We start from the raw sequence: 13,216 nt of genomic DNA on the forward strand, positions 1-13,216 counted from the left end.
ATCGTCACTTTAACAAAAGTATTATCATTTCTTTAATGATTGGACTGTCCAGTCTTTTATTTGGGATGTTTCTGAGTGGGCTGACTGTTAATGCGGATGCAAATCTAACACCATTTAAGGAAACATCCAATTTCGATTCCAACAGAACGTATCCCGCTAACAGGGCGTTGCATTTCGCCTTCAATATGAATACACCAAATGGCGGTAAGCTCCAATTAGGGGATAAAATCAAATTTACGATTGGGTCAGCGACTGATGGATCCTCTGATACTGTGGGATTAGATGTTAGTACAACACGAATAGATTTTGTTTCTTCAAATAGTCTGTTCGACGTTCAAACCGATTCGAATTCTAATCCGGCGACAATTACGATAACACCAAAAGCGAACGCGCATGTGGAAGACTTGGCAAAAGCAGAAATTTCTTTGTACGTTAACACATCAGATCAAATTCCGGCCGACAACATTACGAGAAGTTATCCACTAAAAATTGATTTTATCTCACATGATGGAACAACATACAATTATCTAACGAACGATATCAAGATTGCTAAGACATCATCAAATGACAACAATCCTGATAATCCGACAAGTGCATTTGGTAATGAAATTTTTGGTGGTATTGGTGGATTACCTTATGCGTCTGGGTTTTCACAGACAGGTGAAGATCAGTTTAATGGGAATTATTATAGTATAACTGATTCCGATAGTGATTTTGCTGGTTCTAACGTGCACGATGCCTTGATTTATTCATACAACCAGCCTAATTTTATTGCTTGGGCACAAACCAAATTGCCCACTGCTTCAGGCGCGGTTCCTAGTACCGTGAAGTGGACCATTTCTATACCAAAACGTCAACCGGAAACTGATACGGATGGTAAGGCAGCACCATACTTTCCAGCATATTCAGATGATAATGAAGATACACTTCATGCATATTTAAAGGTTAATGATAAATTTGTTCCACAAGATGCCTGGAAGTTTGTAAAAAGTGAATCGAGTCCAACCAAACTTGTATTCGAGGCAACGGGTTTAACAGATGAAGATAAAGGCAAACTTCTTAATATTCCTTTTGATATCCGAACTAGTTCTCCCACGGACATGTGTGTTGTAACGTCGGAAATCAGTTATAATGGGAAATCGAATCCAAGAACAGTACAGATGAAATACAACAGTACATCTGGGGCTGGATTCGTACCTTATTTTCAAGTTCAAGATCAGACAATGACACTTTCAGAGGCACGTAAACTACTTTACAACAATGATCATTCGTTGAAATCTGCCAATGAGATTATTGGCAACGATCAATACCACTTTATTGTGGCTTTAGGGGATTATAACGTTCCTTCAACACAAGAAGATGATAAGGTATATTTTGATCAGCAATTTGATACGAGCTCGCTTAGCTACGATAAAGTACAAGCTGGTCATTCATATCCTATGTGGGTCTATGCCGCAAACTCAAACGGCAGACAGGCAGGTTACAGAATTGCAAATCTTATAATTGAACCAGAGATCAATGGAGAATTTATAGATGTTGATTCCGGACAAGTAGTTGGGACCAATCCATTCCCGATTAACAAGCCAGAAAATATGTCTGATGGTGACACAACGCCTGTTACGCGTTCCTTCTTGAATGATCAAAATATAACCATTCCTAGTGGTTACCATTTTGCGAGTGGTAGTGAATTGAATGGGAATCAACAACCTAATATTACTTGGGGAAAAACTCAATCGCCGGTTAAGATATATGTTAAAAAAACAATCACACCGACCCCGACCCCAACGCCTACCCCAACTCCTAATCCAACCCCAACCCCAACACCGACGCCTACCCCAACCCCAACACCTGGTGGAAGCGATTCAAACTCCGGTAGTAATGTCGCTGCGAAGGGCACGGTTGTTTACTCACTGAAGAAGATTTATTTGTACAAGAATACGACCTTCAGTAAACGTGAGCGCAAAGCAGGCTATGTTTCCAAGCCGAGAGTTTACCGGCCAATGTTTGTCGTTACCGGTTATGGTCACTCTGCGAATGGCCGTCTTCGTTACAAAGTTCGCGATGTGAACCATTTGACCAAAAATCGTGGTAAAAAAGGTTATATCACTGCGCAATGGGCATACGTCCGACCAGTTTATTACCAGACGATGCACACATCAGTAACGGTCATTAACCCACGAGGGGTTAACGCCTACATGTATAAGAATTTGACTGGTTTGTATCGAAATTACAAACAGGGAACCGTCTTGCATGTTACTGCGATTGTAAAGCATAACTTAACCACGCGATACGTCTTATCAAATGGCAAGTACATTACCGCAAACCGTAAACTGGTAACGATGGGTACGCAAAAACAACCACGTTATGTTAAGGTTAAAAAGACAATTTATCGTTATCGAGATGTCAACCTCAGTAAACGCAACAAGAAAGTCGCCTTTAAGAAGGGCGCCAAGATTAAAATTAAAAACTACGATTACTCACATGCAAACAGCGTCTCAAACCACGGGGCACTGAGGTATCACATTTCCGGCGGTTATATCACTGGAAACTCAAGATACGTCAAAGTGATTAAGTAATCTATTTCAAAAAGGGAATTCCACCTCGGAATTCCCTTTTTGGTATAAAATAAGAAACAAATCCTTTTTGTGGAGGCGTTATGTGATGATTACCCATACGATTGGTCTGTCGGGACCTAAGTTAGATGAAGTGGCGGATATTTGGTTGAGCTCAAATCTTGAGGCCCACGCTTTTATTGATCCGATGTATTGGAAGAATTATTATGACGGCGCCAAGAAGGCGATCTCAAAGGCCGAACTCTTTATATTTGAATCTGATGGCCATGTCAAAGGGTTCTTGGGTATGGATGGCAATTATATAGCGGGGCTATTTGTGTCCGCCAAATTTCGTGATCAAGGCATTGGCTCACAATTAATCGCGGCTGCCAAATCCACTCATTCGGTCCTCACATTGTCCGTATATGAGAAGAATTCGCGGGCCTATCGTTTTTATATCCAACAGGGCTTTCATGAAACAAGTCATGACTTAGATGAAGTGACCGATGAGTTTGCGGTTCGCATGAAGTGGAAGAGAGATTAGGAGGCGTTGAGATGGCAGTCAACCAAGTGCAACCCAGAATGGGCAATACCGGTTTTATTATTTTTCTGGCGCTTTTGAGTGCCTTTGTGCCATTATCAACTGATCTTTATCTACCAGCACTCCCTGAGATGACGAAGTTCTTTGCGGTTCCCGAAATCGTGATGAATCTGACTTTAATTCTATTCTTTGTCTTTTATTCAATCGCAACCCTTTTTTGGGGACCGCTCAGCGATCGATACGGACGGCGGCCGATTCTCCTGATTGGCCTAACCTTGTATATGGTTGCCAGTATTCTTTGCGGGATTGCGACAAATGCGTATGAAATTATTATTTGCCGGGTTCTTCAAGCTATTGGTGGCGGGGTGGCGACAACCATTGCCACGGCGGTTATTAAGGATGTTTTTGTTGGTCGCAAACAGGAAACCACATTGGCGATCGTGCAATCAATGGTGGTTATTTCGCCAGCCATTGCGCCGGTGATTGGGTCATTGTTGCTAACGTTTATCTCTTGGCGGGGTATTTTCTTCGCTCAAGCATTATTAGGCGCATCAGTCATCTACGGAGCACTGATTTTTAAGGAAACCCATCAAGCCAGCCACGAAACAACCAGCGTTCTCAGATCCTTCGGTCGGCTGGGGGTTTTGCTTTTAAACCCTGGATTTACGGCGCTTTTGTTTAGCTTTTCTTTGATGTCGATTGTGTCCTTATCTTACATTTCCTCATCATCGTATATTTTTCAAGATACGTTTCATTTAAGCAGCCGGATGTTTAGCTTATTCTTCTCGTTTAACGCGATTGGCATGCTGATGGGGCCATTGGTCTATATCCCGCTGTCAAAGTACGTCGATCGCTTTACAATCATTTACACAGCGTTTGGCATGAGTATTGTCGCCGGCATTCTGGTACTCTCCTTTGGTAAAATGAGCCCGATTGCGTTTGCCTTAACCCAGTTTCCGGCAACTCTGGCCAGCAGCATGGTTCGGCCGCCTGGAACTTATTTGGTGTTAAAACAAGAGGAAAACGATAACGGTTCTGCATCTGCTTTATACAGTGCCGGTGGGACCATCATGGGTAGCATTGGAATGGTGATCGTTTCAGTCGCGGAAGCAACTCCGGTGACGGCAATTGCCTGGATTAATATTGTTATTGGTGCCGCGTGTGCATTGTTGTTATGGGCGTCGATGAGATTTTTAAAAGACAAAATTCGGGTATAGAAAAGGGGCTGTGACAAAACTAACGTTTTGCCAACAGCCCCTTTACGTTTTCAATATTATATAGCCGGAACGTGTGTCAAAAGGCCGCTTCCTAGGCATAACTACGAATAACTTTCCGAGCTTTCAGCTCAAAAAGTTATTCTAGGTTATGCTACGGAAGCAAACCCGCCTTTTGGCACACTCCCTTTTACATTGAACTTTGTTATTTCAGCACTTTAACGGTTGCTGTCTTATTGCCAAATACGGTTTGCGAAATCTGATCAGAATTCATATTGTGGGATTCCGCTGCGTTCTTTGGAACTGACGTTAGTTTCAAATTCATACCCTTTTTAAGTTTTGCCAGAGTTGATTTACTCAACTTAAACACAAAGTTTCCGTTTTGGTTTGCGGTTGCTTTCTTCAATGATGATCCTTTAGCGTTTGCAAGGATGAGTGATGCACCCGTCGATGTTTTACCAGAAACCCGGTTCTTTTTCAAATAGAATCGGTTCACTTTTAATGTGTTTTTGGGAAGCTTTTGTAATGCGGCACCTTTATTAATTGTGTAAAGAATTGTCTTATCGGTTACATTTGATGGAAAGTAAAACTGGCCATTCTTATACGTTACCTTCATTGTGGCTTCATTTCCCCAATTAACAAATCCAGGAACTGTGTAATTCTTTTCAGCTGATAGCCATTCTGGAATCGACATCCCTGAACTGACGACGAGGACATTGCCACCTGTCTTTTCTGCTTTTTGAGCAATAGATGTTAATTCATTGTTCATGCGGTTGATCACCTGAGTAGAGCTTTCAGCTTTCAATGATTCCGGAAGACTTGGATCGCTGTATTTGCCAAAATCAACGGTCTCTGCTTCGTGATAGGCGTCCTGCAGTGCTGGCCAGAAGTCTTTGCCAAGGGCTTGTTGTGCTTTGCTAAAATCTTGCGGACCGGAATAAGTTCCAGCTGGTTTTACAAGTGGCATGGTAATTTTATTAACATCGTCATACTTCTGTCCCTCAAAACTACCATAGCCGCCTTCTCGAAGATTTGGCGTCCAATTGACCTTCAAGTTGCCATTGCCTGATGATTGAAGCGCATAGGTTGCTGTCTTAAAGGTCCGCATGTTATCTGCTGAGTAGGCAGCTTTGAATTTCAAGCCATACAACCCATATCCCAGTTGGTGGGCAACTTGAATGCCGGTATCGGTTAGCGGGCTGTCAGCCCAACCCTGACCACGGCCGTTAACGTTAAACATTGTTTGGCCGTGACGGGTTAAGTAAATATTAACTATTTTGGCAGAAACACTTTGCGAAGATGTTCCGACCCCGATGCTGAGTGCACCAGCAAATAATAGCGCAAACAAAAAATGTGATTTCTTCATGATATTCCCTCCTCAAGGATGAACAAAGATACTTAAAGTTTATCATTAAAACGTTGTAATCGGTACCAATTGCTTAAAAATATTCCCAATCGTTTACCAGCGAATTTGATATGATATTAGATGTGGAGGGATCATATGAAACAATTAATTAAGGGAGTACTGTGGGTTATATCTGGTCTGATTGTGATGGTCGGTGGGTACGCCGCTTACGTATTTTTAACTTACCATCGAATTCCTGATAACGTGAAACTTAAACCACATAATCAAAATCAGCAAGTTCTCAAAGCGAACCACCTGTACAAAGCGATGACGTTTAACATTGGATACGCGGCTTATCCTGATAATTATTCATTCTTCATGGATGGCGGCAAGTATTCACGGGCTTTTAGCCGCCAATCGGTTATGGCCGAATTGGCCGGCATTCACAGAGCCGTTAAACAAGAAGATCCAACGTTGATGTTTTTTCAAGAGGTAGATACTAACGGCGACCGCTCCTATCACGTTAACGAAGTCAGTTGGCTCGAGAACCGGATGGCTAATTATTCCAGTGTTTACGCTCAAAATTATGACTCGGCTTATCTGTTTTATCCCCTCAATCGACCGATTGGACGAGCTAAATCAGGGTTACTGACATTGGCAAGGGCGAAAATAACTGACAGCACCCGCTACCAGTTGCCGATTGACACCGATTTTAACAAATTTATGGATTTGGATCGGGCGATTTCGGTTAGTCACATTCCAGTTAGTAACGGTAAGCGATTGGCTGTGATCAATCTGCATTTATCGGCGTTCACCAAAAACGCCAAGGTTCGCAAAGCGCAAATCAATAAACTCTTTGCCAAAATGACCAGTGAAAGGCAAGCCGGCAATTACGTGATGGTGGCGGGGGATTACAATCATGATATGTTGGGGAATAGTCCGGAAGTCTTTAAGACAACCCGTAAACGCATGAATTGGACGCATCCATTCCCGGCAAATCAATTGCCAACCGGTTTTCGGATTGCCAAGCAAGGCTTAGCCGAGAAGAAAATCCCGTCAGTTCGCGCAAATGGGACCCCATATTACCCGGGAAAAACCTACACATCATTGATTGATGGGTTCTTGCTTTCAGATAATATTCAAGTGAAGCGCGTCCACGTTAAGTCCTTAGGATTTAAAAATTCGGACCACAATCCTGAAGTGCTGGAATTTGAATTGAAATAAAAAGCCTGAGGCATTTTACTACCCTCAGACTTTTGTCATGTTGATTTAAATTTTTCAATTAAACAGTAACTGATTACCAGCCAATTTTGCCAGTATTCGTTGGTAGTTCAACCTCACCGTTCTCAACGGCTGTAAAGGCATCGTCGAGCACCTGGAGAGCGGTGTCGAGTTGTTCTCGAGGAATTACCAGTGGCGGCTGGAAACGCAGGATATTGCCTGCCAGCGTGATTAAAACGACGCCGTGGTCGAATGCATAATAGATAACTTTAGTTGCAGCATCATTATCGGGTTCCTTTGTCTGTGGATCTTTGACCAATTCAATGCCGCCATTGAGGCCCCACATGCGAACGTCACCAATCATCGGGTGGCGTTTTTGCATCTCTAGGAATTTTTGCTTGGCGTAAGCGCCGTCCTTCGCTGATTTTTCAACCAAATGCTCATCTTCAATGACATCAAGAGTGGCCAGTGATGCGGCGGAACACACTGGGTTACCGGCAGTCGTAAAGACGTGCGCCGGTGCCTCCAAGCTTTGCATCACTTCCTTTTTACCAATGACAGCACTTAAAGGCATGCCGGATGCAAGTGACTTGCCAACGGACATCAAATCCGGTTCAATGTCCTTGAACTGTTGGATGCTCCAAAGTTTACCCGTTCGGCCAAGGCCTTGGTTAACCTCATCAATCGCAAACAAAATACCATGTTCGTGACAAAATTGATAAACCAGCTGCATATATTCTTCCGGTGCCTTGATAATGCCGCCATCACCCTGGATTGGTTCAATCAGGACACAAGCCGTTTCATCAGCGGGCAAAAATGACTCAAACGGTTTCTTGAATTCGTTGAAGTAACGAAGTGAGATATCGTGTTCGGTTTCTCCGGGATAAGTTCTGTATGAATCAGGATAAGGAACGTGAACCACGCTTGGAAGCATTGGCCCAATCTTTCGGGTCATGTTTAAGCTACTTCCCGATAAGGTTTGCGAACCATACGTGGAACCATGATACGATTTCATATATGAAACAATGTACTGGCGGCCGGTGTAGGCTCTTGCAAACTTGATAATCGCATCGTTTGCGTCTGAACCCGAGTTTCCGAAACTCACCATTTTTGGTGACTCTCCCGGGGCTATTTTTGCTAATTTTTCAGACAGTTCCATTCCCGGAACGTGGTGAAAATACGCGGTGGTGTAATGAATCAGTTTTTGTGCCTGATCAGAGATTGCTTTAACAACTTTTTCATGGGTATGGCCGACATTAATTGCAGATGCACTTGCCAGCAAATCAATATATTTGTTGCCGTCAACGTCCACTAATGTCGCACCGTGAGCGTGATCGATCACTAAATTATAGTAGTTGATTCGCGCGGATTGTGCATAGTACTGATTTTCTTCACCAATTAATTTAGAAGCCTTATCTAACTTACCCATGAAATCCTCAACCCCTTACTAGTCTTTTTCGTGTTCCGCAGCTTTATCAACAGTCGCGGTTGAATGTGTAATCCCATATGCGAAGTAAATGACCATGCCCAGGATAAACCAGCCGAGGGCATAAGTCTTAGCTTGGATGTCCAAGCCCCAGAAGATACCTAATGCACCTAAGAAGCCAAGTGCTGGCAACACTGGATAAAGCGGCATTTTAAAGCTTGGCATCGGAATATCCTTACCTTCACGAGGACGTAAAGCGTAAATGCCCAGCGATACGAACATGAAGGCGATCAAAGTTCCGGCGGAAATCAATTGTGCCAAGAAGGTGAATGGGAAGAATGCACCTAAGGCGATGGCAATAATGGTCAATACGATCAATGAACGGTTTGGTAAATTGTGATCCAATTTTCCAAGCCACTTAGGAAGTAAGCCGTCACGACCGAATGAATAGATCAAACGTGATCCGGCCAACATCATCCCGATTAAGGCGGTAAACATCCCAACAACCGCAATTGCCTGAACAACCGTTGCGATCACAGCATGCCCGCTTTGACGAAGCGCCCAACCAACAGGTTCAGCGTTGTTTGCGTAGTCAGAATATTTGAACATCCCGACCAAAACCAGGGCAACGGAAACGAAGAGAATAACGGCAATAACCAGTGACCCAAGAATTCCTCGTGGCATGGTCTTTTGTGGATTTTTAGCTTCAGCAGAGTTCGCAGCGATGGAATCAAAACCAATGTAGGCCAGGAAAATTTCGGAAACCCCAGCGTAGATTCCTTGCCAACCACCAAATGCGGACCCATCCGGGTTAACGTGATACTTTGGAATAAATGGTGTGTAGTTGCTCATTTTAATGGCGGTTGCGCCAACAAAAATAAAGATTAAAATTGCGATGACTTTTAAAATAACCAGCGTGTTTTCAACTCGGGCGGTCTGTGAAGCACCACGGGAGAGCAGTGTTGTAACCAGTAAAATAACGATAATCGCGACGATATCCATTAAGCCGCCGTTACTACCGGTTGAAGCTGTAGAGAGTGCAGCTGGCAGCTTAAAGCCCAGAGGAGATATTAGTCCCTGGAAGTTGGCCGACAGACCGGATGCCACGAACGCTACCGCGATGAAATATTCTGCCAGTAGCGCCCAGCCTGCGATCCAGCCCCAGAACTCGCCAAAGACCACGTTGATCCAAGAATAGGCAGAGCCGGCAAATGGCATTGCAGCTGCCATTTCAGCGTAGGCAAAAGCGACAATTCCGGCAACGATCGCAGCTGCCAAGAATGAAAGGGCAACGGCTGGGCCGGCATGTTGAGCGGCAACAACGCCGGGCAACGTGAAGATGGAAGTCGAAACGATTGTTCCAACACCAAGGGCTAAGAAATCTTTGGTTGTTAAGCTTCGAATCAAATGAGAATCCTTATCTTGATAGACAAGGGGATCTTCCTTACGGAACATTTTTTCAGTTAAACTGCTCATACAATCACTCCTACTTTCATTTCTAAGAAAATCGTTAAACGAAAACTTTAGATCTGGAAACCACACTTACTAAATACGAAAACGATCGCGGTTTCCTTCCTCGACCAACAATATGTAAATTATAATGGAAAAAAATCAGTTTTCTTTCAGTGCACATTCAGCATGCGAGTAGTTTACCGCATTTTAGATGAGATTGTCAACAAATAATCTAATTAAAATCTCATTTTAAGAGGGGATTTGTTATAATAAAATCCGAGCAAACTTCAGAATTTATTTGCCGAACGGCATGTTAATCACTATAATAATGATGTGCGACTGCAAACACACTGTTTGCAAACTATACTATTTATGTTGGGGGCGACATTATGGAACTGACTATCAAAGAGTTGGCGGACGAATTATCGGTATCGAAAACTGCAATCAGAAAACATATGGACGATAAGTTCAGAGATACATATACGATAAAAAAAGGAAACAAGATTCTGATCAAAGACGAGGGCGTTGAGCTTCTCAAAGGTCAATTCAAGAACCAAGACGGACACGTGGAACAGGAACGCGAAAAGCAAACCACTAACCAACTTGCGACTAAGGGTGATAACAAGCAAACAGCTTTGTTAGCTGAACAGCTGGAGGATCAACGAAAGCAGATTGAAGCCAAGGATAAGCAAATTGCTGAATTGCATCAATTGCTTGACCAATCCCAGCGGCTGCAGTTGGATGTTCAAAACAAGCTTAAACAACTCGAAAATAAGGGTGTTTCTTCGGTAAAGCAAACTATTCCAGAAACCGTGAACGAAGAACAACCCAAGGGAGATAAAATTCCCGATAGTTACCAGCCGAGTAACGCGCGATTTCAAGAAGCACCCAAGAAAAAGCACTGGTGGCAGTTTGGCCGATAAGATTTTTGATTCATTCTTCGAGTAACCGTTCATTCATTGACAACATGGGTATCGACCCGTTCAAAATGCTATTATTTTAAGTACTTGTGACATTTAGCCATTAGCTTTCATTTAAGCCCAGTAATCATTTATTCCAAAACCAGGAATAATCGATTGCTGGGCTTAAATTTTTGGAATCAAAGCCCCATATCTGAGATATCGCCGAGGCAAGTCATGATCAACAATGAACAAATTTTTGACTAATTATTACCGCTTTGAGATCAAACTATGCTAGATTAAAGTTGTACTTTTTGTGATGTTAAATCTTTTGTTCCAGAGCTGAAAAGAGGCAGTTCATCATGACAATCCAAAAGATAATTGAAAAACGTTACCAAGCCATCCAAGCTGAGTGGACACGGTACCTAAACAACCCTTATGATCCGAATCGCGCACATGACTTGCGGGTGATGATTCGAACATTGCGTGGATTAATTAAGTTCTTAAAACGGCGAATTGATCCGGCTATATATACGGGAATGGATGCCGAGCTAAGCCGTTCCGCCAATTTGTTCGGGACGCTGCGGGAACTTGACGTATTGATTGAAGAAGCCGGCGTTTATGCATACAACCACCCTGACGCGCAAGTTAACTACCGACACTTATTCAAACTTTTGCGAGACAGTCGTGAGCAGGAGATGCAACGGACACTGTCCAAGCAAGCACAGCAGGAACTGAGTACCTGGCTGCAGCAAGTTGGTCAGCAATTAAATCGCTTGAAGTTTGACGATATGACCGGTTGGCATCAATATGTATCTTCTGAGCTTACCCGGCGCGATAAGCAATTGACCAAGCGTTATCAAAATTTGGATTATACCGATTACCCAATGGTTCACAAGGTGCGGAAACGATCCAAGACGCTCCGGTATTCTGCAACCTATTTTTCTGAATTTGCCCCAAACAAGGCAAAAAAGACTGGTAAGTCTGCTAGAGAAATCCAAGACCTTACAGGAACTATCACGGATGCCCACGTGAACTACGTCCGTTTGCACCAATTGGCAGCCCAGGTTACCAAAGATGAGGACAAGAAGCTGCTGGAAAAAATTGCAGATGAACAGTTGAAGAAAATTAGATAAGGCAAAGGAGCGTTTTGATGAGCATCTTGAGTTTTACCCGGGCTTGGCCGGCACTAGAAGAACAAACGACAATTCACGTGGTACTGCCAAATCAAATTGATCCGAAAAATAAACTGCAGGTTCTTTGGCTGCTTCATGGCTTGGGAGATAACGGCAGCGGCTGGATCAGAAAGACGAATTTGGAAGTTTTAACCAAGTATACGAATCTGGCAGTCATTACCCCCGAAATGAATCGCAGCTTCTATATGAATATGGCTAATGGGTTGCCGTACTGGGATTACCTTACCAAAGAAGTGATCCCGGAAATGCGAAAACTGCTGCCGCTTTCGACAAAATCGTCAGATAACTTTGTCGGCGGCGTATCGATGGGGGGCTTTGGTGCCCTAAAATTGGCCTTCACCCATCCGGACTGGTTTAGTGCGGTTATTCCGATGTCTCCGGTGGTTGATTTGACAACCCTGCCAAAAATGATGCCGGACTTTCGAACGATCTTTGATGGTGCTTTGCCAGATCGATATTTACAGCATTTGGCAGAAGCAGCCCCCAAAGAAGCACTTCGAAAGTTGCGATTTTATTATCTAATGGGCGATCAAGACGAGATGAAGCCCGAAAGCGACGCCTTTGCTGCGTATTTGAACAATCGACTTGGCTTAAATGTGACTTATCAAACAGAACCCGGCGGCCATGATTGGCTGTACTGGCAAAAGATTTTACCGGATGTTTTAACATGGTTATTGCACGTCAGGCTAAGCGATGGAAAACCACTTTAATTGAAAATAGCAAAAAATGGGGCTGTGACAAAACTAACGTTTTGCCAACAGCCCCTTGCTTTTTCAATTTTATATAGCTGGAACGTGTGCCAAAAGGCTGCTTCCTAGGCATAACTACGAATAACTTTCTGAGCTTTCAGCTCAAAAAGTCATTCGTAGTTATGCTACGCCGGCCATGAAATGCCAAGCCTCTTTGGCGGAAGCAACCCCGCCTTTTGGCACACTCCCATTTTGATGCGATTTAATTTATCTGGCGAGAAAGCCAAAATAGGTGATGACGATGACGCTCAAAATAATTCGGTACCAGCCAAACACCTTGAAATTATTGTGTTGGATATAATTAAGCAAAAAGCGGATGGCAACGTAGGCAACTAAGAACGAGACGATCATTCCAGTGAGCAGAATGGTGGTCTGCATGCCGGTGAAAACGCCGCCGTGATGAAAGTATTTGTACACTTTCAACAATGAGGCGCCAAACATCGTTGGAATCGCCAGAAAAAAGGAAAACTCGGTTGCGACGTATCGTGAGGTTCCAATTAGGATCCCACCGAGGATGGTCGCACCGGACCGAGACGTTCCCGGAACCAGTGACAGCAACTGGAACATGCCGATAATAAGCGCGGTTTTGTAAGATAGGCGTCCCAAATCAGTTAATTGTGG

The 13,216-nt window shown here is 43.5% G+C and carries 11 protein-coding genes; 7 read left to right on the forward strand and 4 right to left on the reverse strand.

From position 1 onward, the window contains the following. Positions 1-185: 185 nt before the first annotated feature. The 3 genes from AB3112_RS03935 (at position 186) to AB3112_RS03945 (ending at position 4,310) form a co-directional block, all read left to right on the forward strand. Complete coding sequence (locus tag AB3112_RS03935) at positions 186-2,576, forward strand: DUF5776 domain-containing protein (protein ID WP_367333986.1); 2,391 nt, start codon at positions 186-188, stop codon at positions 2,574-2,576. Positions 2,577-2,661: 85 nt separating this feature from the next. Continuing rightward, entirely contained in the window at positions 2,662-3,096 is a 435-nt protein-coding gene (locus AB3112_RS03940; RefSeq protein WP_084973830.1) for a GNAT family N-acetyltransferase, read from the forward strand. An 11-nt stretch (positions 3,097-3,107) separates the two neighbouring features. Further along, complete coding sequence (locus AB3112_RS03945) at positions 3,108-4,310, forward strand: MFS transporter (protein ID WP_084998225.1); 1,203 nt, start codon at positions 3,108-3,110, stop codon at positions 4,308-4,310. 202 nt (positions 4,311-4,512) lie between these two features. Here the strand turns inward: AB3112_RS03945 and AB3112_RS03950 are convergent, their stop codons facing one another. After that, positions 4,513-5,673, reverse strand: a complete 1,161-nt coding sequence (locus AB3112_RS03950) for a histidine phosphatase family protein (RefSeq protein WP_084998227.1) — start codon at positions 5,671-5,673, stop codon at positions 4,513-4,515. Positions 5,674-5,808: 135 nt separating this feature from the next. On the opposite strand from AB3112_RS03950, the gene AB3112_RS03955 reads away from it, so the two are divergent. Next, a complete protein-coding gene (locus tag AB3112_RS03955; protein ID WP_367333984.1) occupies positions 5,809-6,876 on the forward strand; it encodes an endonuclease/exonuclease/phosphatase family protein in 1,068 nt (355 codons plus the stop codon). Between the two features lie 73 nt (positions 6,877-6,949). On the opposite strand, the gene AB3112_RS03960 is transcribed toward AB3112_RS03955, so the two are convergent. Both AB3112_RS03960 and AB3112_RS03965 read right to left on the reverse strand, forming a co-directional pair. Further along, on the reverse strand, positions 6,950-8,302 hold the full coding sequence (locus tag AB3112_RS03960) for an aspartate aminotransferase family protein (RefSeq protein WP_084998228.1): 1,353 nt from the start codon (positions 8,300-8,302) through the stop codon (positions 6,950-6,952). A gap of 18 nt (positions 8,303-8,320) precedes the next feature. Beyond that, on the reverse strand, positions 8,321-9,775 hold the full coding sequence (locus tag AB3112_RS03965; RefSeq protein ID WP_084973840.1) for an APC family permease: 1,455 nt from the start codon (positions 9,773-9,775) through the stop codon (positions 8,321-8,323). Between the two features lie 365 nt (positions 9,776-10,140). On the opposite strand from AB3112_RS03965, the gene AB3112_RS03970 reads away from it, so the two are divergent. The 3 genes from AB3112_RS03970 to AB3112_RS03980 all read left to right on the forward strand — a co-directional run bounded on the left by AB3112_RS03970 (position 10,141) and on the right by AB3112_RS03980 (position 12,556). Beyond that, the gene (locus AB3112_RS03970; RefSeq protein WP_057910830.1) at positions 10,141-10,674 is read left to right on the forward strand and encodes an HTH domain-containing protein; all 534 of its coding nucleotides are present in this window, start codon (positions 10,141-10,143) and stop codon (positions 10,672-10,674) included. Between the two features lie 338 nt (positions 10,675-11,012). Further along, complete coding sequence (locus tag AB3112_RS03975; protein ID WP_084973842.1) at positions 11,013-11,786, forward strand: CHAD domain-containing protein; 774 nt, start codon at positions 11,013-11,015, stop codon at positions 11,784-11,786. Between the two features lie 17 nt (positions 11,787-11,803). Beyond that, entirely contained in the window at positions 11,804-12,556 is a 753-nt protein-coding gene (locus AB3112_RS03980) for an alpha/beta hydrolase family protein (protein WP_084973844.1), read from the forward strand. A 246-nt stretch (positions 12,557-12,802) separates the two neighbouring features. Here AB3112_RS03980 and AB3112_RS03985 read toward each other — a convergent pair. Continuing rightward, positions 12,803-13,216 (reverse strand): undecaprenyl-diphosphate phosphatase (locus AB3112_RS03985; RefSeq protein ID WP_367333985.1); only part of this gene is annotated, 414 nt, incomplete at its 5' end.

Source organism: Lentilactobacillus sp., assembly GCF_040773105.1.
Taxonomy (GTDB): domain Bacteria; phylum Bacillota; class Bacilli; order Lactobacillales; family Lactobacillaceae; genus Lentilactobacillus; species Lentilactobacillus parabuchneri.